General features: G+C 70.8%; 20 protein-coding genes and 1 pseudogene. 9 read left to right on the top strand and 12 right to left on the bottom strand.

The features are described 5' to 3' along the window. Positions 1 to 2: 2 nt before the first annotated feature. The gene (locus AC3ERT_RS07960) at positions 3 to 1,127 is read right to left on the bottom strand and encodes an FAD-dependent oxidoreductase (protein WP_435126650.1); all 1,125 of its coding nucleotides are present in this window, start codon (positions 1,125 to 1,127) and stop codon (positions 3 to 5) included. A gap of 94 nt (positions 1,128 to 1,221) precedes the next feature. Here AC3ERT_RS07960 and AC3ERT_RS07955 point away from each other — a divergent pair, with 94 nt between their 5' ends. Continuing rightward, positions 1,222 to 1,947 (top strand): TetR/AcrR family transcriptional regulator, encoded by a 726-nt coding sequence (locus AC3ERT_RS07955; protein WP_335983312.1) that lies wholly within the window; start codon positions 1,222 to 1,224, stop codon positions 1,945 to 1,947. 619 nt (positions 1,948 to 2,566) lie between these two features. Here AC3ERT_RS07955 and AC3ERT_RS07950 read toward each other — a convergent pair. Next, positions 2,567 to 3,492, bottom strand: a pseudogene (locus AC3ERT_RS07950) (DUF5655 domain-containing protein). Between the two features lie 230 nt (positions 3,493 to 3,722). Next, positions 3,723 to 4,676 (bottom strand): GlxA family transcriptional regulator, encoded by a 954-nt coding sequence (locus AC3ERT_RS07945; protein WP_435126644.1) that lies wholly within the window; start codon positions 4,674 to 4,676, stop codon positions 3,723 to 3,725. A gap of 72 nt (positions 4,677 to 4,748) precedes the next feature. Between AC3ERT_RS07945 and AC3ERT_RS07940 the strand changes: the two genes are divergently transcribed. Both AC3ERT_RS07940 and AC3ERT_RS07935 read left to right on the top strand, forming a co-directional pair. Further along, positions 4,749 to 5,438, top strand: a complete 690-nt coding sequence (locus tag AC3ERT_RS07940; protein ID WP_335983304.1) for an HD domain-containing protein — start codon at positions 4,749 to 4,751, stop codon at positions 5,436 to 5,438. A gap of 77 nt (positions 5,439 to 5,515) precedes the next feature. Next, positions 5,516 to 5,941: a RidA family protein gene (locus AC3ERT_RS07935; RefSeq protein WP_335983302.1), complete on the top strand. Its 426-nt coding sequence runs from the start codon at positions 5,516 to 5,518 to the stop codon at positions 5,939 to 5,941. A 51-nt stretch (positions 5,942 to 5,992) separates the two neighbouring features. Here the strand turns inward: AC3ERT_RS07935 and AC3ERT_RS07930 are convergent, their stop codons facing one another. The 4 genes from AC3ERT_RS07930 to AC3ERT_RS07915 all read right to left on the bottom strand — a co-directional run bounded on the left by AC3ERT_RS07930 (position 5,993) and on the right by AC3ERT_RS07915 (position 9,366). Beyond that, on the bottom strand, positions 5,993 to 6,823 hold the full coding sequence (locus tag AC3ERT_RS07930) for a dioxygenase family protein (RefSeq protein WP_435173444.1): 831 nt from the start codon (positions 6,821 to 6,823) through the stop codon (positions 5,993 to 5,995). Positions 6,824 to 6,927: 104 nt separating this feature from the next. Beyond that, positions 6,928 to 7,782, bottom strand: coding sequence for a dioxygenase family protein (locus AC3ERT_RS07925; protein ID WP_435173393.1), 855 nt, complete (start codon positions 7,780 to 7,782; stop codon positions 6,928 to 6,930). Between the two features lie 24 nt (positions 7,783 to 7,806). Beyond that, on the bottom strand, positions 7,807 to 8,796 hold the full coding sequence (locus AC3ERT_RS07920; RefSeq protein ID WP_435173392.1) for an amidohydrolase family protein: 990 nt from the start codon (positions 8,794 to 8,796) through the stop codon (positions 7,807 to 7,809). A gap of 6 nt (positions 8,797 to 8,802) precedes the next feature. Continuing rightward, a complete protein-coding gene (locus AC3ERT_RS07915; RefSeq protein ID WP_435173391.1) occupies positions 8,803 to 9,366 on the bottom strand; it encodes an NADPH-dependent FMN reductase in 564 nt (187 codons plus the stop codon). A gap of 130 nt (positions 9,367 to 9,496) precedes the next feature. On the opposite strand from AC3ERT_RS07915, the gene AC3ERT_RS07910 reads away from it, so the two are divergent. Next, positions 9,497 to 9,982 carry a MarR family winged helix-turn-helix transcriptional regulator gene (locus AC3ERT_RS07910; protein ID WP_335983286.1) on the top strand — a complete coding sequence of 162 codons (486 nt, stop codon included), beginning with the start codon at positions 9,497 to 9,499 and terminating at the stop codon, positions 9,980 to 9,982. A 247-nt stretch (positions 9,983 to 10,229) separates the two neighbouring features. Further along, complete coding sequence (locus AC3ERT_RS07905) at positions 10,230 to 11,366, top strand: glycosyl hydrolase family 18 protein (RefSeq protein ID WP_435173390.1); 1,137 nt, start codon at positions 10,230 to 10,232, stop codon at positions 11,364 to 11,366. 65 nt (positions 11,367 to 11,431) lie between these two features. Here AC3ERT_RS07905 and AC3ERT_RS07900 read toward each other — a convergent pair whose 3' ends face one another. Beyond that, on the bottom strand, positions 11,432 to 12,652 hold the full coding sequence (locus AC3ERT_RS07900) for a phosphatidylserine decarboxylase (protein ID WP_435173389.1): 1,221 nt from the start codon (positions 12,650 to 12,652) through the stop codon (positions 11,432 to 11,434). 259 nt (positions 12,653 to 12,911) lie between these two features. Between AC3ERT_RS07900 and AC3ERT_RS07895 the strand changes: the two genes are divergently transcribed. The 3 genes from AC3ERT_RS07895 to AC3ERT_RS07885 all read left to right on the top strand — a co-directional run bounded on the left by AC3ERT_RS07895 (position 12,912) and on the right by AC3ERT_RS07885 (position 15,048). Further along, positions 12,912 to 13,916: a YihY/virulence factor BrkB family protein gene (locus AC3ERT_RS07895; protein ID WP_335983280.1), complete on the top strand. Its 1,005-nt coding sequence runs from the start codon at positions 12,912 to 12,914 to the stop codon at positions 13,914 to 13,916. A gap of 216 nt (positions 13,917 to 14,132) precedes the next feature. Further along, positions 14,133 to 14,396, top strand: coding sequence for a hypothetical protein (locus AC3ERT_RS07890; RefSeq protein ID WP_435173388.1), 264 nt, complete (start codon positions 14,133 to 14,135; stop codon positions 14,394 to 14,396). A 10-nt stretch (positions 14,397 to 14,406) separates the two neighbouring features. Next, positions 14,407 to 15,048 carry a carbonic anhydrase gene (locus tag AC3ERT_RS07885; RefSeq protein WP_335983278.1) on the top strand — a complete coding sequence of 214 codons (642 nt, stop codon included), beginning with the start codon at positions 14,407 to 14,409 and terminating at the stop codon, positions 15,046 to 15,048. Between the two features lie 233 nt (positions 15,049 to 15,281). On the opposite strand, the gene AC3ERT_RS07880 is transcribed toward AC3ERT_RS07885, so the two are convergent. Beyond that, the gene (locus tag AC3ERT_RS07880; protein WP_435173386.1) at positions 15,282 to 16,181 is read right to left on the bottom strand and encodes a LysR family transcriptional regulator; all 900 of its coding nucleotides are present in this window, start codon (positions 16,179 to 16,181) and stop codon (positions 15,282 to 15,284) included. Between the two features lie 121 nt (positions 16,182 to 16,302). Between AC3ERT_RS07880 and AC3ERT_RS07875 the strand changes: the two genes are divergently transcribed. Then, a complete protein-coding gene (locus tag AC3ERT_RS07875; RefSeq protein ID WP_435173384.1) occupies positions 16,303 to 17,586 on the top strand; it encodes an MFS transporter in 1,284 nt (427 codons plus the stop codon). Positions 17,587 to 17,628: 42 nt separating this feature from the next. On the opposite strand, the gene AC3ERT_RS07870 is transcribed toward AC3ERT_RS07875, so the two are convergent. From AC3ERT_RS07870 to AC3ERT_RS07860, 3 genes are all read right to left on the bottom strand, one after another. Further along, positions 17,629 to 18,399, bottom strand: coding sequence for a TetR/AcrR family transcriptional regulator (locus AC3ERT_RS07870; protein ID WP_435173382.1), 771 nt, complete (start codon positions 18,397 to 18,399; stop codon positions 17,629 to 17,631). Positions 18,400 to 18,521: 122 nt separating this feature from the next. Continuing rightward, positions 18,522 to 18,785, bottom strand: coding sequence for a 4-oxalocrotonate tautomerase family protein (locus AC3ERT_RS07865; RefSeq protein ID WP_335983270.1), 264 nt, complete (start codon positions 18,783 to 18,785; stop codon positions 18,522 to 18,524). Positions 18,786 to 18,893: 108 nt separating this feature from the next. Beyond that, the gene (locus AC3ERT_RS07860; RefSeq protein ID WP_435173380.1) at positions 18,894 to 19,457 is read right to left on the bottom strand and encodes a MarR family winged helix-turn-helix transcriptional regulator; all 564 of its coding nucleotides are present in this window, start codon (positions 19,455 to 19,457) and stop codon (positions 18,894 to 18,896) included. Positions 19,458 to 19,520: the final 63 nt, after the last annotated feature.

The following is a 19,520-nucleotide window of genomic DNA, read 5'->3' as shown; positions in this document are numbered from 1 at the left end:
CGTCAGGAGAGCTTTGCCTCGGGGGCGAAGGCGGGCAGCTTCTCCAGACTGCTTCGCACGGCCTCGGCGCCGTACTCGAACATCTGCCGCTCGTAGTCGTCCACCGCGCCGAGCAGGTCTCGGCGGCCTTCTTCGGCCTGGATCAGGCAGCGGCGCAGCAGGTCGGCGTCGCGCAGGGCGGTGTTGGCGCCGTTGCCGCCGGTCGGGGAGGTGGCGTGGATCGCGTCGCCCAGCAGCGTGACCGGGCCGGGCGTCCAGCGCTGACCGGGCTTGACCACCCGAATGGACAGGAGCGTGCTGTTGTCCGGGTCGGCCTGCTCGATCAGCGCGCGCAGCTGCGGGTGCCAGCCTTCCATCCTGGACAGCACGGCGTCCTGCGCGGTCAGGTCTTCCAGTGAGCCCTTCGGGGGCAGGATCATGGCCCAGCGTACGTAGTCGCCGATGTCGGGCAGTGTGACGTCGGGAGCCAGCTGCTCGGCGGCCTGCTTGGGCGGGGTGCGGAAGCGCATCGCGCCCAGCAGCAGGCTGACGCCGTTGCCCGTGATCTTCGCGCCGTAGGCCTTGGACAGGGCGGCGAACTCGTCGGTCAGCGGGGTGCGGCCGATGACGAACCGGACGCCGGTGTCATGCGGGACGGTCTGGGGTGAGAGCACCCCGCGGACCGCGGAGGTGACGCCGTCCGCGCCGACGAGCAGGTCGGCGGTGGCCGGGCCGCGGCGGGCGAACCGGGCTTGGACCGTGCCGTCGGCCAGCGCGTCGTAGCCGGTCAGCGCGGAGTCGGTGTGCACGGTCAGGCCGGTCAGCAGCAGGTGCCGCAGCACCTGCCGGTCGACCACGATGCCGCTGCGGCCCCCTCCGAGCCTGCCGACCTCGTTCAGCTGCGGGTCCAGGACCAGCTGCTCGACGGCGGCATCCATGACGACCTCGTCCAGCAGCCGGTGCCAGCGCGTCGGCAGGCAGTCGCGCACCGCCTGGAAACCGTCCGGGTCCAGCACCAGCCGGTACCCCTGGAACCGTGCCACGATCCCCGGATCGCGCTCGAACACCTCGGCCTCGATCCCGGCACCGCGCAGGCCCTGCGCGAGAGCCAGACCTCCCAGACCGGCTCCGACGACGGCAACGCGCATCGCACACCTCCAGCAGACGGGACGAACTTAGTTCGTCTTGACGATCTAAGTTCTACAAAACGAACTTAGATCGTGTCAAGCTAGAGTGGTCGGTATGCCCGCCGATCCGCACCGAAGCCGTGCAGCGCGCCACGCCCGCCCCGCCGCGGAGGTCTCCGCGCCGGCACCGCGCAAGAAGCCGATCACCGTCGAACGGATTACCGACGCCGCCCTGGAAGTCGTCTCCACCGAGGGGTACGAGGCGCTGACCGTTCGCCGGATCGCCACCGTGCTCGGGACCGGCCCGTCATCGCTGTACGCGCACATCGTCACCAAGGACGACATCGACGATCTACTGATCGGCAGGCTCTACGCCGATGTCGTGCTCCCCGAACCGGACCCGGCCGCCTGGCGCGAGCAACTGCTCGGGGTGTACACGCAGATCCGCGACCTGTACCTGAAATACCCCGGAGTCCCGCGCGCCGCGCTGGCCATGGTGCCGACCCACCTGGAAACACTGCGTGTCGGCGAAGGAATCCTGGCGATCCTGCTCGCGGGCGGCATCGAACCGAGGACGGCCGGATGGGCCCGCGACGCGATGTCCCTCTACGTCAGCGCCTACGCACTGGAGCAGTCGCTGGTCCGGCACCGACGCCGACACCAGGACCAGGAATGGGCGCTTGGCCATCAGGAGTTGCTGGACCGCTTCACCGCACTCCCCGCCGAGGAGTACCCGCTCACCCGGCGCCATGCCGCCCAGCTGATCTCCGGAACCGGACACGCCCGCTTCGAGTTCGCCCTCGGTCTGCTCATGAACAATCTGCGGCCCACTTCCGATTGACCTGCGGAGTGCGCTGGCCGAGTGGCGCGAGACTAGCCGCTGATTCGACCCGTTCACGGCACCAAGATCAGGCCTGGGTCCGGCTCGTCCCTGACGTCGAGAGAGTCCGCGCGTCGGGCCGGGTGGGCCTTGCTGCCGCTCTGCTCGACGAGAGGCCGAGCGCGCCGCCGAGGCCGGACACCTGGCTTTGGCCGCGCCCGGTAACGCTCCCGGCCGTGGACGAACTCCGCGCCCGCGTCGGCGCTTCGCCTGATGGCCTGTGAGAAGAGTGCGTCCCAGCTCTCGGTGCCCCTGCCCGGTCGGCGGGACGGTGCTTCACGTTCGCGGTAGATGCGCTGGCGGATGATCGTCGCCATCGTCTCGGCTTCTCGTTCGTCGGCGGTCGAATAGCTCGTACGCCCCGACATGCGGATGGCCAGGGTGGGGTAGCAACTGCCAGAGGGTCATCTCCGCGTTGTCGTTGACCTCCTGGCCCTCATCGCCCCTGCGAGGAGCAGTAGCAGCCCTTCGTCCGAGGAAGGGCCAGCCGGTTCGACCGGTGCAACAGAGCTGAGCAGTCACGTTGCGGAAGGCAGCTCACACGTGAGAGGCGGGCTCCACTCCCGGCAGGTGCGTGCTGTCAGACGGCTGCGAATGCTTGTCTGATCAGCGGTTCGGCCTTCTCCAGGTCAGTTGCCGACGCTATCCGGACTTCCAGATCGCCGGTCCCGAGGTGCCCGATGTTGCGCATGTCTCGGGTGAAGTTCTCCTCCAGCACGACGGTGCGCGGGTCAACCCTGAGGTAGACGAGGATCGCCTCGTGCTTCGGGCGGAAGATCACCGAGGCGATGTTCACCAGCCGCCGGTAGGCGATGTAGTGCCGGAGCGGAGCCACTTCGACCTCGCCCCACCGCGTGAGGGCGTCGTCCACCTCCGCATACAAGTCCCGCAGAGACTCAGGGACCAGGCTGCTCAGCAACGGCACGGGAGCTGACGGCGCGATGACGTCCCGTGTGCTCCGGTGTCGGGTCCGTCGGGATGAAGCGGGATTCGCCGACCCGGGCGAGGAGTCCACGAGCAGCAGGCTCAGCAGGTCGTCCTCGAAGACGCGGTAGCGCACCAGATCGATCAGTTCGGGCAGCGCTGCACCGCCACGCGGTCGTGGTGGGAGAAACTGGCGGCGATGCAGACCATGCGAGGGCGGCGCCAGTCGATGGTCTGGGCGGCCTCGGCCCCGAGCACCTTCCGGACGAGCGCCTCGACCTCGTGATGTGCGGACTCCAGCCAGGCCAGGTAGGAGACGGCCTGTGACAGGACTCCGTTGTCGGAGCCCTTCTTGTACTCGATCACGACCGGGCTGCCGTTCTCGTCCAGCCCAAGGGTGTCGATGCGTCCGCGGTGCCACGGTCCCGTCGGGTACTCCGAGGCCAGGAACCGAATGCCCAGCATCGCCTCCAGGCCGGCCTCGACCCGCTTCTGCAACTCCCGCTCCAGTGCCACCGTCGAACCGGGCACCTCGGCGTCCCGCCCGTCGGCATCCCGCCGAAACAGCATCAGCTCGGCCATCGTCCCCCCTTCTTCCGGCAAGTGAGCTAATCCTCGACGGGTCCGATGTATTCCGTGCCCGCCGGGCCGAAACAGCCGTTTCACCAGTTCCAAGCGCTGGCGCACCGTTCTGTTTCGCCTACGAGTGCCTGCGGGCGCCGCGAGCGCCAGAGCGGCGCCCGTTCTGTGAGCCCGGTGTGAGCCCGGGGGCGCCGCCTCCCCCGATCGGCCGAGCGCGCGGCGCGGGCCGCTCAGTGGGTGAAGGTGCGCCGGTAGGCGGTGGGAGTGGTGTTCAGGGTGCGCCGGAAGTGCAGACGCAGGTTCGCCGCCGTGCCGAGGCCGCAGTCCCGGGCCACCTGGTCCACCGAGTGGTCCGTCGTCTCCAGCAGTTCGCGTGCCCTGCCCAGGCGGGCGCTGAGCAGCCACTGAAGTGGCGTGGTGCCCGTCTCCGCGGCGAAGCGGCGCATGAAGGTGCGTGGTGAGACGCCCCCGTGCCGGGCGAGCGCGCGGAGTGTGAGCGGCTCGTCGAGGTGGCGCAGGGCCCAGCCCCGGGTCTCGGAGAGCGAGGTGTCGCCGGCCACGGTGAGGGGAGCCGGGATGTACTGGGCCTGCCCGCCGTCGCGGTGCGGCGCCGCCACCAGTCCGCGGGCGATCCGGTTGGCCACGACCGCCCCCAGGTCGCGGCGTACGAGGTGCAGGCACAGATCGATGCCGCAGCACACTCCGGCCGACGTGAGGACGTCGCCCTGGTCGACGTAGAGCACGTCGCGGTCGACCGTGACGGACGGGAAGTTCCGCTCGAGTTCGCCGGTGTGCATCCAGTGGGTCGTGGCATGCAGCCCGTCCAGGACGCCCGCCTCGGCCAGCGCGAAGGCGCCCGTGCAGATCGACACCACCCGCCGGCCCCGGTCCCGCGCCTGGGCCAGCGCGTCGAGCACCTCCTCCGGTGGTCTGGCCGGCGTTGCGCTCCCCGGCTCGTATCCCGGCACGATCACGGTGTCGGCGGCGCGTACCTGGTCCAGGCCCCCTTCGGTCTCGAGGGAGAAGCCCGCGGTGGTCGCCACCTTGGAGCCGAGCCCGCACACGGTCACCTCGTAGGGGGTCTCCGGGCGGGCGGTGAAGATCTGCGCCGGGATCGCCAGGTCGAGCGGGGTGACCCCGTCCAACGCCAGGACAGCGACTCGGTGGGTGGTCGTGGCAGCCATGGCAATATTCTATTGACAGCGGGCAATATTGCCACTCACCTGGTCAGGGGCGCGCCTGCCAGCCTGGTGGACATGACCGGATCGATTCGCAGCCAGGTGGCCCCCGAGGCGGCCGCCGACCTGATCGCGCTGCCCGACACACCGCTCGCCGGTGCTGTCCTGCGGCTGATCAAGCCGGTGGAATCGCCCTCGGTGTTCAACCACAGCGTGCGCACCTACCTGTTCGCCCGGCTCGTTGCCGCGCGTCTCGAACTGACCGCCGGCCAGGACTACGACGACGACCTGCTGTTCGCGGCGTCCACGATGCACGACCTCGGCGTGGCGCCGGACGGCCCGCACACCCAGCGGTTCGAGGTCGAGGGGGCCGACCGGGCCGCCGCGTTCCTCCTCGACCACGGGCGGTCCGAGGCGGACGCCGACGAGGTCTGGCAGGCCATCGCCCTGCACACCTCGTCGGGCATCGCGGACCGCCGCGGCACGCTGTGCCTGCTCGTACGCGAAGGCGTCGCGCTCGACTTCGGCGGCCCGATGGGCGACACCTATGCCGACGTCCTCAGCGACGAGCAGGCCGACCTCGTCCACACCGCCTACCCGCGACTGGAGATGATCCGCTCACTCACCGACGCGATCGTCGCGCAAGCCGCCAAGAACCCGAAGAACGGCCCGCGTTACGCGATACCCGGTGAGTTCCTGCGCGAACGCGAGACCTTCGGCCGGACCCGGATGGAGCGCGCCTGCGACTCCTCCCGATGGGGCAACTGACCCGCCCTGCCCGGCCGGGCGCAAAGCAAGGCCGACCCGGAAGTCGGCCCGGACACCAGAGAAACGGACACACCGCAATGCCCATCCACCCCGTAGAGGTTCCCGACAACTCGCCGGTCTTCGGAGGGACCACCAGCGCCTTCGCGCGCTTCGGCCACGCCCCCGCGGTCCGTTCGCACGGGCACCTGTTCATCTCCGGCCAGATCGGCCGCCGCCCCGACGGCGTCCCCGGGGAGAGCGCCGAGGAGCAGACCGAGCTCGCCATCCGGCGCCTTGAGGAGATTCTCCGGCTGGAGAACCTCGACCTCGGCGACCTGGTGGACGTGACCAGCTACCACGTCGACATCCGCGAGAACATGTCCGGCTTCCTCGCGGCCAAGCAGCGCCTCGTCAAGGCTCCCTACCCCGCCTGGACGATCATCGGGGTCAGCGGCCTCGCCAGCCCGGAACTCCTCGTCGAGATCCAGGCGACCGCCGCCTATCCGGACGGCGCGGCCCGGTAGAGCGCGGCTCAGGGCCCCGGAGTCCCGGCTCCGGGGCCGGCGCCTGGCCTGTCAGGCGACTTGGAAGGACCGCTTGGACAGGCCGAACCGGTAGCCCTCGACCGTCATCCGGACGGGCGTCTCGGGGTCGGTCGCGGCTCCGAGGGTGACGAACATCGGCGTGTAGTGCTCGACGGTGGGGTGCGCGAGGTGCACCGCCGGGGCCAGGCCGCGGTAGCCGGCCAGGGTGTCCACGTCGCCGCGGGCGAGGGCGTCGGCCGCCCAGGCGTCGAAGTCGGCGGACCAGGACGGCACGACGTTGTGCACGAACTGCTCCCGGGTGAGGAAGGGGACCCCGTGTGTCATGTAGCCCGACCCGACCACGAGCACGCCTTCCTCCCGCAGGTCCCGCATCCGGCGGCCGATGTCCATCAGCCGGGCGGGGTCGTGGGTGGGGAGGGACATCTGGAGGACCGGCACGTCGCCGTAGGGGTACATGGTCTTCAACGGGACCCACGCGCCGTGGTCCAGGCCGCGGCGGGCCTGCTGGTGGACCGGTTCGGTGTCCGGCAGCGAGGCCCTGACGCGGGCGGCCAGCGCGCCGGCGTCCGGTGTCGCGTAGGTCATCCGGAAGTAGCGCTGGGCGAAGCCTCCGAAGTCGTAGACCAGCGGCGTGTTCGGGCCCGTCGCCGACAGGCTGAGCGGCGCGGACTCCCAGTGCGCGCTGACGATCAGGATCGCGGTCGGCTTGGGCAGCGCCTGCGCCCAGCCGAACAGTTCGCTCATCCATGGCGCGTCCTCGAACAGCGCCGGAGAGCCATGGCTGAGGTAGAGCGCGGGCATCGGGCCGTCGGCCGGCGTCCAGGGGCGCTGACCGCGGCTGGCGGGAGCCTGCTCGGTCATGAAGCGGTCGTAGGCGGCCGCGGGGTCGGCAGCAGCATTCATACGTGCCCTCGCTGGGTACTTGGGGGAGAGGGACAGGCGCCCGGCCGGCGGGTCGGCGTCGTTCACGGAGCCGTGGGGCGCAGGACGAAGTCGTAGGTGAGGGTGCGGTACGGCCGGTCGAGGCCGCGTGCGCGGTGATCGTCGTGGCGGGTGGTCGTCCTGACCGCGTCGGCGGGGACGTTGCCTTCGATGGTCCCGGCGACCAGGGGGTCGCCGTCGAAGTAGATCTGGGTGGTCAGCGGCAGGCATCCGTCGGCGGAGACGATGGCGTGGATGTGCAGCGGTCGCATGCCCTGGAGGCGCAACGCCCGGGTCAGCGCGGCAAGCGGGCTGTCCGTGGCCAGGCCGAAGGTCTCGGTGCCGGGCATCACCGTGCGGAACTCGTAGCGGCCCTCCGCGTCGGCGATGATCCGGGCGCGGAGGTTGTCGACGGGGACGCCGGTGGCGTCGTTGGGGATGTTCAGCGGCGCGAAGTCGCTGCTGTCCATGCCGGAGTAGACGTTGTCGGCGTCGATCTGCCAGATCTCGAGGGCTGCTGCGGGCAGCGGGGCACCGGTGGTGGTGCGCACGGTCCCGGAGACGACGAGGGGTTCGCCGGGTTCGTCGGGGCGCATGGGCAGTACGGCGGGGCTGTGCAGGACGGGAGCGCCGGGGCGGTGGGCGGGGCCTTCCATCTCCCAGTGGCTCGCGCCGTCCTTCTCCGGGTGTGCGTAGGTCGCGCCCACGGTTCCTTTGAGGACGGTCTTGTAGAAGAAGATGCTCGCGGACGGCAGTTCGCCGGCGTCGGCGACCTGCTGGAGCCACTCGATGGTGGCGAGCAACTCCTCGAGGGTGACCTGGTGTTTGAGGATGACGTCGTCGACGGCGCGGCGCAGGTCGGCGAACACGACCTGCAGCCGGCTTTGGGACTCGCTCACGTGCGGTGCTCCCTTCAGGATCGGTCAGCGACGGATACCGGCGATGAGCTCTTCCCAGTTCCGGTGGGCGATGCGCTCGCGGTCGGCCTGGGCGATCGGCGCGGTTTCCAGGAAGCGCCGCGCGGACCCGGCGCGCTCCCGGTTGAACGGGTAGTCGGAGGCGTACATGATCCGTTCGACGCCGACCGTCTCCAGGCTCCACCGCAGGTACCTGTGGCTGGAGATGCCGCCGGGGGTGATGAAGATGTTCGAGCGGAAGTACTCGGCGATCGGGCGCCGCAGCGCGGTGAGCTTGTCCATGGCCGCGATGCGGTCGAGGTAGAACAGCACGACCTCGCCCCAGTGCCCGAGGACGAGTTGCAGCCCGGGGAACCGGTCGAAGACGCCGGCGATGATCATCCGGAGGACGGTCAGCCCGGCGTCGTAGTGCCACCCGAACGCGCCGGTGGCCAGCATGTCGTCCACCGGCGGGCCGAAACCGCGGTAGTAGGCCCCGGTGACCGCCGGGAACGGGACGCTGGGGTGCAGGTAGACGGGTACGCGCAGATCCTCGGCAGCCTCGTAGATGTCCCAGAACTCGGGCGCGTCCAGCGCCCGGCCCCGGGAGTTCGCGTTGACCAGCGTGCCGTTGAGCCCCAACTCGGTGACCGCGCGCCGCAGTTCGGTGGCTGCGGCGCGCGGGGCGGAGGTGGCGAGCGCCGCGAACCCCTGGAACCGCCCGGGGTGGCGGCGTACGGCGGCGGCGATCGCGTCGTTCGTGGGCGCCTGGAGGGCGACCGCCTCGGCCGGGTCGAGGTCCTGCAGCCCCGGCGTCGTGAGGGACAGCACCGACACGTCGATCCCGGCGTCGTCCATCGCGGCGACGCGCTCGCTGCCGAGGTCCAGCAGCGCCGGCGTGATGTCGCTGGCGACCGCCCACTTCATCATCGGTGCGGCGAGCCGGGGGTCGTGCCGCTGCCACGCCTCGACCACGTCGGCGGTGACGAAGTGCTCCTCAAGACCGTAGAGCCGCACCGGGGTTCAGCTCCGCACGGACGTGAGTGCGCGGGCCCAGGACTCGAGCTGGTCGAACAGGACGGAGGCGGCGTCGTCGTGTACCGGGGAGGGCTTGAACACCGAGAAGTTCTCGAAGTCGGTGAACAGCGAGAACGACAACTGCTGGCGCACGTGGGCCAGTTGGAGTTCGCTCGCGATCGCCCGCAGGTGCTCGATCGCCCGCGTTCCGCCGAGCGAGCCGTAGGAGACGAAGGCGGCGGCCTTGTTGTTCCATTCGGCGTAGAGGTAGTCGATGGCGTTCTTCAGCACCCCCGAGGTGGAGTGGTTGTACTCCGGGGTGACGAAGATGTAGCCGTCGAACTCCCTGATCTTGGCGGACCAGGCCTTCGTGTGGTCGCTGGTGTACGCGCCCCGGCTCGCGGGCACGGCCTCGTCCAGGTGCGGCAGCGGGTAGTCGAGCAGGTCGATCAGTTCGTAGTCGGCGTCGGCGCGCTCCTTGGCCTTGGTCAGCACCCAGTTCGCCACCGCTTCGCCGTTGCGGCCGGGGCGGGTGCTGCCGAGGATGACGGCGATCTTGAGGTTGGTCATGGGATGTCCCTACGAAGGTGAGGCGGGCCGGACGATCCGAGCGGCACGCTTGAATGTTCAAGTCACACGCTAGTCCGCTTCACGTGAAGATTCAAGTCAGCCTCTCCGGTGGCGCCAGTAGACTGCGCGCATGTCTGTCCCAGGGGCGTCCGAGGCGTCCGAGCCGCGCTGGCTCACCGGCGACCAGCTGGCGGCGTGGCGCGGGTTCGTGAAGCTCCTCCAGCGGCTGCCGGCGGCGCTGGAGTCGCAGCTCCAGCAGGACGCCAGGCTCAGCTTCATCGAGTACCACGTGCTGGCGCACCTGTCCGACCAGCCCGAGCGCCGTATGAGGATGAGCGAGCTCGCGGTCATGGCCAACACGGAACTGTCCCGCCTGTCCCACATGGTCGGCCGGCTCGAGAACCGCGGGTTCGTGCGCCGCGAGCCCGATCCGCGCAACGGGCGCTACACCCAGGCGATCCTGACCGACGCCGGCCACGCCTACCTGGCGGAGGCGGCGCCCGGACACGTGGCCCGCGTGCTGGACCTGTTCGTCGACGTCCTGGACCCGGACGAACTGTCGACGCTGCACCGGATCTCCGACAAGGTGCTCGCCCGCATCGAGAGCGCGGGCTGAAACGACGGCGTACGGACGTACGCGCACCGGCCCCCGTACCGAATCGTGATCGCGCGTCCGCACCGCCGGCCCTTGACAGATGATTGGCCTAGACCAAATATGGGCGCAGTCGCGCGCGATCGGGTCGACTCCCCTCGCTCCGTTGGCCGTTGAGGCCCGACGAAACCGCCCGGACGTCCCTCGGCGTCCGGGCCCCGTGCTGTTCCGCTGGTGTGTCCTGGCTCTACTTCCTGTGGTGGGAGCGTTGATGAGACGAACTGGACCTGTTCGCGCGTTGCTGGCCGCCGCGGCGGCCGCCGCCGTGTCCGCCGGACTGGTGGTGACGGGAGGAGGCACCGCCCAGGCCGCCGCCCCGGCCCCCCGAACGACCCTGCCGGCCCACGTGGTCGCGCCGTACTACGAGACGTACTCCGGTGGCAGCCCGGCCGCCCTCGCGGCCGCGTCCCACAACGCGTACCTGACGCTGGCGTTCCTCCAGACGCCCGAGGCCGGTTCCTGCACGGCGACCTGGAACGGCGACCCCACGACACCGGTGTCCAGGTCCGTCTACGGCAAGGACATCTCGGCCCTCCAGGCGCGCGGCGGCGACGCCATCCCGTCGTTCGGCGGTTACGCGGCGGACAGCACCGGCACCGACATCGCCGACAGCTGCACCGACGTCAAGTCGATCGCGGCGGTCTACGAGAGCCTGGTCACCACGTACGGCGTGAGCCGGATCGACCTCGACGTCGAAGTCGACGCCCTGTCCGACACCGCGGGCATCGACCGCCGCAACAAGGCGATCGCCCTGGTCGACAGCTGGGCCCGACGCACCCACCGCAGCGTCCAGTTCTCCTACACGCTGCCGACGACGACGACCGGCCTCGGCGCCACCGGCCTGGCCGTGCTCCAGAACGCCGTCAAGAACCACGCACGGGTGGACGTCGTCAACATCATGGCGTTCGACTACTACGACGGCGCGGCGCACGAGATGGCGACCGACGCCGAGACCGCCGCGGCCGGCCTGCACGACCAACTCGCCGCGCTCTACCCGGCGGAGCCGTCGTCCCGGCTGTGGAGCCGGATCGGCGTCACCCTGATGCCCGGGATCGACGACTTCGGCGCCGCGGAGACGTTCACCACGGCGGACGCCGCCACCGTCGAGCACTGGGCCGCCGCCAAGCGGATCAACACCCTCTCCTTCTGGGCCCTCCAGCGGGACAACGGCACCTGCCCCGGCACGGCGGGCGCGGGCGCGTGCTCCGGCGTGGCGCAGACCGACTGGTACTTCAGCCACACCTTCGAGCGGTTCGCCCCCGCCGACCACGGCTGGACGCAAGGCCGTTCCTCCTCCGCGGGCCTCCCCGCCACCCCGCGCACACCGCAGCACGCCACCCGTATGTGACCGGGTCCGGGCTCCGGCCGCGCGCCGACCGCCGCCGCCGGAGCCCGGCCACCCCTGCGACCGGTTCAGGCGGCCGGTCGGCAGCGGGCGATGACGGAGCCGACGTGGCGGAAGTCCTGGCTGGTGTCGATGTCGGGTGCGGCGCCGTCCTGGAAGAGGACGATGATGTCGGAGCCGCCGAACTGGAAGTAGCCGAACTCCTCGCCTTTGGTGACGCGGGTGCCCTCGACGGTGGTGAGGTTCACGGAGGCGACATGGGCCATGCCCACCGCGACGACGGCGACGAGGCCCAGGTTGCCGTGCTCCGACTCCGCGGTGTCGAGGACGAGCACGCCCCTGGTCTGGGAGAACTCGTAGCCGCTCTTCGCGCTGTCCTTGGACGCGAGCTGCCCGTCCTCCAGGTCGACCTGCATGAAGACCTTGCCGCTGACCACGAAGGACTCCTTGACCAGGCCGGAGACGGGCACGTGGTAGCGGTGGTAGGCCGAGGGCGGCAGCATGTAGTGGGTGAAGGAGCCGCCCGCGAACGCGTCGGCGTACCGGCTGCCTTCGATCAGCTGCCGGATGTTCCCGTAGTGGTGCGTGCCCTTGACCGTGGTGCGGGGGATGTTCGACGCCTCGTCGATGCCGTAGGAGTGCTGGAACTGGCAGTCGGCCGGTGAGGTCACGACGAGGTTGTCCGCGGGGTCGCGGATGGGCCGCAGCCCGGGGTTGAGCTCGCGGGCGAAGAACTGGTTGAACGTCAGCCAGCCGCTGGGCATGTTCGGCCTGCCGCCGGCCAACGACTCCTCGACGTGGTACTCCGGGGCGTCCCGGAGGAACGACTCCAGGACCTCCTGGCTGAAGGACTCAGGGGTGTCCAGGAAGCCGCCCCACTGGCGGGCGAAGGCGGTGAGCCAGCCGCGGAAGGGCTCGCTGTTCTCGGCGATGGCGGCGCCGCCCCCGTCCGCTTCCCAGTCCGCCTTCTCGTCGACTTTCTGGTCGACCAGCCAGAAGAAGTGCGCCAGCCGGTCGCTGACCTCCTGGGCGTAGCGCTCGTGCGGAGCCGACTTCCGCCACGCCGCAGCGTCGGACTGGCGGGGCACCCAGCGGATGAAGCCCCGGAGGTAGTCGTAGTACTCCGGCAGGGACCGCGGCCAGTCCAGCGCGTCGCGCAGGTCGGGGTCCAGGTCCGCCTGGGCGCGTTCCCCTGCCCGGCGCAGCGATTTCACGAGCAGGTCGCCGAGAGCGGGGTCGCGGTCGAGGGTGGCTTGCAGCTCCTGGACGATCTGGTCGGGCCCGTTCATACCGGTCCTCCTTCTCGTGGGACGTCCGTCGGCGTCCGCGGTCCCGCACGGGCCGGCCGTCCCCGTGTCCCGGAATGTCGGTGGACCGGTCGGCGGGGCCCGTGTCCCCGGTGGTCGGGTACCCGGTCGTTCTTACGCCAAAGCTGGCAAAGTCACGGAAGTGTCGCCGCCGGTCCGGGGTGGCATCCCCGGCGCGAAGGGTCGAAATGCCATGTTTGCGTAGTCGTTCATGTGCCCGGCACGGTGAAGGAGGCGCAGGATGGAAGACGGCGAGCCGGAGCGTACCGGGTCCACCCGCCAGGGGGCCGAGGGAGCCGGGGCCGGAGCGGGCGGGACGGCGGGCGGGCCGGCCCCCGAGAAGCCGTCGGACCTGCCCAGCGGGTCGTCGCGCGCGATCCTCCGGCGCACGCTGCGGGAGTACAAGGCCGACAACCTGGCCGACTGGGCGGCGGCGCTCACGTACTACGCGATCCTGGCGGTCTTTCCCGCGCTCCTGGCCCTCGTCTCGATCGTGGGGCTGCTGAGCAAGTCGGCCGCCAAGTCGCTGACCGACAACATCACCAGCGTGGCGCCCGGCGCCGTCCGCCCCACCCTGACCGGCATCGTCAGCCAGGTGCAGGCCAGCGGCAACAAGGCCCTGATCCCGCTGATCGCCGGCGTCGTGGTCGCCCTGTGGTCGGCGTCGGGATACGTGGCGGCCTTCATGCGGGCGGGGAACGCCGTCTACGACATCGGTGAGGGGCGCCCCGCGTGGAAGACCCTGCCCGTCCGGTTCGCGATCACCGTCTTCCTCGTCATCGTCCTGGCCGCGATCTCGGTGGGCATCGTGTTCACCGGCAGCCTGGCCCGTAAGACGGGCAGCATCCTGGGCCTGGGCGACACGGCGGTGACGGTGTGGAACTACGCCAAGTGGCCGGTCATGGTGATCCTCTTCGCGCTGGTGGTCGCGGTGCTGCACTGGGCCGCACCGAACGTCCGGCGCCCCTTCGCCTGGGTCACCCGCGGCAGCCTGCTCAGTATCGTCATCTGGATCGTCGCCTCGGTCCTGTTCGCGCTCTACGTCGCGAACTTCGGCAGCTACAACAAGACCTACGGCACCTTCGCCGGGATCATCGTCTTCCTCATCTGGCTGTGGATCTCCAATATCGCCCTGCTCCTGGGCCTGGAGTACAGCGCGGAGTCCGAACGCGCCCGGGCCCACGAAGCCGGCCACCCGCCCGGCGAGGAGCCCTACGTCGAGCCGCGCGACCGCCGCAAGCTCTGAGGCGCCGCCGCCGGCTGCGCGGGGTGGCGGCACCGTCTTACGGTGAGTGATTCCGGAGAGCGTATACGCGAACCAAGCTTCGTGTATGGTCTTGCAGGGATCTCTGTGATCGCCGTCTGATGCCGTATGCACAGGCCCATGGACGTTCGGGCGCCCCGCTCCGGGCGGCCGTGGGTGCTCTTCTTGACCAGCGAAGACCGTAGAGGACGCGGGCCCATGGCAGGAACAGGGCGCGATCTGCGTGAGGGCGCGCGGTTCGCCGAACCCGGTGGCGACTTCGGCGCCGCGCCGTACGAGACGGGGCAGCTTCAGCGGTGCGCCCTGCGGCTGTACGCCGAGGACGCGCTCGCCCGCCGTCTCGGCGTGCCGGTGGGGATGCCGGGGGGCGTGCCGGCGGGGATGCCGGCGGGCTTGTCGGCGGGCGCCGAATGGCGGGCGGCAGCGTGGCCGACCCAGGTCCCGACTCTTCCTAGTGTGTGAGGTATTGACCATGACGCAGATAGAGACCAGTACGCCGCGTGAGGCCCTCGACCTGCTGATGGCCGGCAACCAGCGGTTCGTCGACGGCGCCCCGGAGCACCCCAACCAGGACGCCGCCCGGCGCGCGGAGACCGAGGCGTCGCAGCACCCCTTCGCCGTGCTGTTCGGCTGCTCCGACTCCCGGCTGGCCGCGGAGATCATCTTCGACCGGGGCGTCGGCGACCTGTTCGTGGTGCGCAACGCCGGCCACGTCGTCGGCCCCGAGGTGCTCGGCAGTATCGAGTACGGCGTGGACCTGCTGGGCTGCCCGCTGGTCGTGGTGCTCGGGCACGAGTCGTGCGGCGCGGTGGGCGCGGCCTGCTCCGTGCTCGACAACGGCGCGGCCCCGGGCGGCTACGTCCGCGACCTCGTCGAGCGGGTGGCCCCCAGCGTGCTGGCGGCCAGGGCCGCCGGGCGGGTGCGGCCCGACGAGATCCTTGCCGAGCACGTCCGCATGACCACGGACCTGCTGATCGACCGGTCCCGCGTGCTCGCGGAGAACGTCGCGGCCGGGCGCACGGCCGTGGTCGGCCTGCGCTACCGCCTCGCCGACGGCACGGCGCACCTCGTCGCGTCCCACGGCCTCGACGTCCAGGTCCCCGCCGCGTCCTGACGCGGCCCGGGCAGCGTCCCGCGGCAGCCCTGGCTCCAGCCAGGCGACGCCTGCGGTGCGGGCGCCGCAGGGGATCTGTTCGTGGAGCGCGGTGACCTGGTCGGGGTCGAGGGTGTAGTTCCAGGTCTGGAGGTCGCTGACGGCGCCGGTGGCCGCGGCGGTCCAGGGCGGGGCGGGAACTGGACTGCTGTTCTGCCACGGTGGAATCCGCTCATTGCATGGCGCCGGGGCGATCATGGTTCAGGTGTCTCGGGCTGTTCGGCCTGAGCGACCAGCGTCCGGAGTGCGCGTGCCGCGGCGGTGGCGTGGGTTTCGGGCATGGCGAGGAAGATCTTCCACAGCAGGTCCGAGTCGGCGATCGGGATGTGGACGAGTTCGGACGCGGTACGGCCGGAGGACTCCGGGAGCAGTGCGACGCCGAGGCCGTTGCGTACGTAGGTGGCGCCGTCCTCGACGTCGGTGATCTCGATGGCTACCTGCCGGTCGAGTCCGACCGTCTTGAACGCCTCGTCGGCGACGGCGCGGTTGCCGTAGCCGGCGGGGAAGTCGACGAACGCCTCGCGGGAGAGGTCGCGGATCGAGACGCTTGTGCGCTGCGCGAGCCGATGACTCCGGGGCGCGGCGAGCAAGAGCCTCGTCGAGGCGACCAGTTCCAGCCGCAGGCCCCGCGGCGGGGGGCCGATCAGGGAGACGAAGGCGGCATCGAGGTGCCCCTGATCGAGCGCCTGGACCAGACCGGGCGACCCGTCGGCGGACGTGGCCAGTCTGATCTCGACGCCGGGGTGGCGGCGGTGGAAGGTCCCGAGCAGCCGCGGTAGGTCCAGACCGGCCAGTGAACTCATCGTGCCCAGACGCAGAGTGCCGCCGATCGTGCCGGTGGCGGTGCCGACAGCGTCGCGGGCTGTCCGGGCCGCGACGAGTGCCGCGCGGGCCGGCTCGAGGAACGCGCGGCCGGCTTCGGTGAGCCGCACCCGGCGGGAGGTCCGCTCCAACAGCGTCGCGCCCAACTCACGCTCCAGTGAGGCGATGGTCGCCGAGACCGCGGACTGGACCACATGCACCCGCGCGGCGGCGCGGGTGAACGAACCCTCCTCGGCCACGGCGACGAAGCATTCCAGTTGCCTGAGTTCCATGCGGTCAGCATGACAGATCAATCTCGACGAGAGATCGATGCTAGCGGAATCATTCGTTCGCGCTGATGGAGGTCAGCTGTCACCGTAGAGGCATCCCTCCCTACAACCGCGGAGTCCCGTCGTGCCTTCACGCGCGCCCAGCAGCGCCACCCCCTCGGCCACCACGCCAGCCACCACGCCAGTCACCGCCCCGAACCGTTCCGCCGGTACCCGTATCGGATCGGCATCCCACGGAGCGAGCTTCTGGCTGGTGGCCGCGGCGTTCATGATCGCGATGGCGTTCAACGCCGTACCGTCTCCGCTGTACCCCCTGTACCAGCAACGTGACGGATTCGCGACGCTGATGGTCACCGTGGTCTTCGCGGTGTTCGCCTTCGGCGTGGCCACCAGCCTGATCATGGCCGGGCACCTCTCGGACTGGATCGGACGCAAGCGCATCCTGCTGCCGGCGCTGGGGCTCGAACTGGTCACCGACATACTGTTCCTGGCCAGCCCATCGCTTTCCGTGCTGATCGTGGCCCGGCTGCTCGGCGGCCTGGGCATCGGCATGATCACCGCGACCGCGACCGCCCATCTCCACGACCTCCACCGTGCGCACCGGCCACACGCCGGACCGGATCGGTTCGAGATCGTCTCCACCGGCGCCAACCTCGGCGGGCTCGCCGTCGGCCCCCTGATCGCCGGTGCGTTGGCGCAGTACGTCGACCACCCGCTGCGGGTGCCCTACCTCGTCTTCGGCGTCCTTCTCCTGCTCGCGATCCTCGCGGTCGCGGTCGCCCCCGAGACCGTCGAGCTGCTGACCTCCCGGCCGGCCTACCGTCCTCAGCGGGTCAGCGCCGACCACGGCGACCGCCCCGCCTACATCGCGGCTGCCGCCGCCGGGTTCGCCGCATTCGCGATCAACGGCGTCTACACCGCGCTGTCGGCAGGGTTCCTCCTCGGCGTACTGCACAAGCCCGGTCACCTGCTCGCCGGCGCGGCTGCCTGCGTCCTGATGGCCGCCGCCGTGATCGCCCAGACCGCGGCCAACCCGCTCAGCGCGAGCGTGCGTCGAGGACTGGGTCTGGGGCTCGGCGTGGCCGGACTGGTGCTGCTCGCGGTCGGCGTCCGGTCCGCCGACCTGACGATCTTCCTCGTCGCCGGAATCGTCGCCGGCGCAGGATCGGGCATCTTGACCAAGAGCGTCATCGGCGCCGTCGCGGCAATGGCCGAGCCCTGCAAACGCGGCGAAGCCATCTCGGGGCTCTTCCTGTTCTGCTACGCGGGCATGAGCCTGCCCGCCGTCGGCGTCGGCATCCTGAGCCATTACCTCGCGCTCACCACCGCGGTCTACATCTTCAGCGTCGTCCTGGTCGCGGTGCTCGCGGGTGCCGCGCTGCTGTCCTTCCGGTCCTCGCGCAGCTGACAGGGCCGTCGGCCCCGGAGCTCCATCAGAACGACAAGGCCGTCAGGGGGCGGGGTGGAGTCTGGCGAGCCAGTGGAGGAGGAGGGCGGTCTCGGTGGGGTGGAGCGCGGCGGGGGGCTGCTGCTTGAGCTGGGCCGCCAGGGCGAGAGCGGCCCGGGACGGGTCGTCGGCGGCGGAGAAGGAGCGGGGCGCCGCGGACTCGTCGAGGCAGGAGGCGAAGACGGCGTCGCGGACCCGGGTGGACAGCAGCGGGTCGGCGAAGCGCTCGGGCTGGGAAAGGATGCTGAGGGCGACCCCGACGTTGGCCGACAGGATGGCCTGCGCGGCCTCCTCGGTGGGGATCTTCACCGCGCCGACCGCCGCGCACCGCTCGAGGGTCTGCTTGAGCAACTCGAAGATACGGTTCGCGGGTTCGGGCACCTCGGGCAGGACCGGCGAGAACATCAGCCGGTACAGCGCCCGGTTGGTCAGCGCGAAGTCGGTGTGGTCGTTCCAGCCCGCGCGCAGGTCGGCGACCGGGTCGTCGGTCGCCTCGAGCGCCTGCTTGCGGCTGATGTAGCGCTCGAAGCCGTGCGTCACGAGGGCCATGAGCAGGCCGTTCTTGTCGCCGAAGAGGCGGTACAGGATGGGCTGGGTGACCCCGACCGCCTCGCAGACCGCGCGGGTGGAGACGTCGTTGCCGGGCGAGGCGTTCAGCAGTGCCTCGGCCGCCTCGAGCATCCGGGCCCGCAGGTCGCCGGTCTTCGGCTCGCCGGTCCGCGGGGGGCCGGCCTTCGCCGCCTTCGCGGTCCTCGCGGTGGTGTCGGGTGTCATGGCGGTTCTCCGTCTCCTTTCCGTCGCGGTCCGGGGTGGGGCCCGGGTGCGGGTGCGCGCCGCCCGGGGCGGAAGGGCCAGCGTAGTGGGCCCGACGGGTGCCCTTCCGCCCCGCGGTGGCGCTACTTGCGGTCGGCGGGAGCGCCGGCGCCGTCCCCGGCTTCGGCGCCGTCCCCGTCTTCGTTTCCGTTGATCATCGCCGAGGTCAGGACGGTGCCGCCGATGCCCCAGCCTCCGTCGGGGACCTCCTCCACCAGCACCATCGTGTTCTGGCGGGCGCGGTCGCCGTAGATCTCGCTGTACAGGTCGGTGACGCGGTCGACGATCAGCTGCTTCTGGGCCGGCTCGAGGGTGCCGGCGGGAACCTTGAAGTTGGCGAAGGGCATGGCGTACTCCGTGTTTTCGTTGATCTCAGGTTGGCGAGATCAACGATAACACAGCTTGTGATCGTTGATTCGGTTATCGCGTTATCGATGAAAACTAGGGTGTTCGGATCAGTCGGTACGGCCGCCGGCGTCGCGGTCCGCCTCGGGTGTGTCGAGGGCCGCCGCGACGCGGTCGAGCAGCGGCAGCGCCCGGGCCAGCGTGCGCCGCTCCTCGCGGTCGAGGCTCCCGGCGAGGGCCTGCGCGAGCGCGCCGACCCGCTGGTGCCGGTCGGCTTCGAGCGCGCGGGCGCCCGCGGCGGTGAGGGTGAGAACCTTCTTCCGGGCGTCGGCCGGGTGCGGGCCGCCGCTCACATAGCCCGCCTCGGCCAGTTCCTTGACGGTGGCGGCCATGGTCTGGTGGCGCACCCCGCGGCGGGTCGCGAGGTCGGCGGTGGTCATCGGCCCCTGCCGGTCGAGCAGGCCCAGGACGGTCGCCGGGATCGGCGCGAGCCGGTCGACCGCCCGAGTGGCGCGGACCAGCGCGCCGACGGTGCTCCGCAGGGTGGCCGCGAGCTGCTCCGCGGCGGGGTCGGGTGCCGGGTCGAGTGCCGGATCGGGTGCCGGATCGGGCGTGCGGTCGGCCGGTCGGTCCGCCGGGGAGCCGGCTGCGGGGCCTCGGGAATAGCGGGGCATGGGGCAACGCTAGCATCAATGTAGGCGACCCTGTACAGTTTCTCCTGTACGTATATGCGAGAG

Source organism: Actinacidiphila sp. bgisy145 (assembly GCF_057708125.1).
The sequence above is the reverse complement of the archived record's forward strand: the minus strand, read 5'-3'. Positions and strand labels throughout refer to the sequence as shown.

Bases quoted from the DNA above. Each gene is read 5' to 3' on its own strand.
- AC3ERT_RS07935 (WP_335983302.1), top strand. From the start codon at position 5,516: ATGCCCATCCACCCCGTAGAGGTTCCCGACAACTCGCCGGTCTTCGGA.
- AC3ERT_RS07960 (WP_435126650.1), bottom strand. From the start codon at position 1,127: ATGCGCGTTGCCGTCGTCGGAGCCGGTCTGGGAGGTCTGGCTCTCGCG.
- AC3ERT_RS07955 (WP_335983312.1), top strand. From the start codon at position 1,222: ATGCCCGCCGATCCGCACCGAAGCCGTGCAGCGCGCCACGCCCGCCCC.
- AC3ERT_RS07880 (WP_435173386.1), bottom strand. From the start codon at position 16,181: ATGGAACTCAGGCAACTGGAATGCTTCGTCGCCGTGGCCGAGGAGGGT.
- AC3ERT_RS07910 (WP_335983286.1), top strand. From the start codon at position 9,497: ATGTCTGTCCCAGGGGCGTCCGAGGCGTCCGAGCCGCGCTGGCTCACC.
- AC3ERT_RS07900 (WP_435173389.1), bottom strand. From the start codon at position 12,652: ATGAACGGGCCCGACCAGATCGTCCAGGAGCTGCAAGCCACCCTCGAC.
- AC3ERT_RS07885 (WP_335983278.1), top strand. From the start codon at position 14,407: ATGACGCAGATAGAGACCAGTACGCCGCGTGAGGCCCTCGACCTGCTG.
- AC3ERT_RS07895 (WP_335983280.1), top strand. From the start codon at position 12,912: ATGGAAGACGGCGAGCCGGAGCGTACCGGGTCCACCCGCCAGGGGGCC.
- AC3ERT_RS07945 (WP_435126644.1), bottom strand. From the start codon at position 4,676: ATGGCTGCCACGACCACCCACCGAGTCGCTGTCCTGGCGTTGGACGGG.
- AC3ERT_RS07870 (WP_435173382.1), bottom strand. From the start codon at position 18,399: ATGACACCCGACACCACCGCGAGGACCGCGAAGGCGGCGAAGGCCGGC.
- AC3ERT_RS07905 (WP_435173390.1), top strand. From the start codon at position 10,230: ATGAGACGAACTGGACCTGTTCGCGCGTTGCTGGCCGCCGCGGCGGCC.
- AC3ERT_RS07915 (WP_435173391.1), bottom strand. From the start codon at position 9,366: ATGACCAACCTCAAGATCGCCGTCATCCTCGGCAGCACCCGCCCCGGC.
- AC3ERT_RS07860 (WP_435173380.1), bottom strand. From the start codon at position 19,457: ATGCCCCGCTATTCCCGAGGCCCCGCAGCCGGCTCCCCGGCGGACCGA.
- AC3ERT_RS07890 (WP_435173388.1), top strand. From the start codon at position 14,133: ATGGCAGGAACAGGGCGCGATCTGCGTGAGGGCGCGCGGTTCGCCGAA.
- AC3ERT_RS07940 (WP_335983304.1), top strand. From the start codon at position 4,749: ATGACCGGATCGATTCGCAGCCAGGTGGCCCCCGAGGCGGCCGCCGAC.
- AC3ERT_RS07865 (WP_335983270.1), bottom strand. From the start codon at position 18,785: ATGCCCTTCGCCAACTTCAAGGTTCCCGCCGGCACCCTCGAGCCGGCC.
- AC3ERT_RS07930 (WP_435173444.1), bottom strand. From the start codon at position 6,823: ATGACCGAGCAGGCTCCCGCCAGCCGCGGTCAGCGCCCCTGGACGCCG.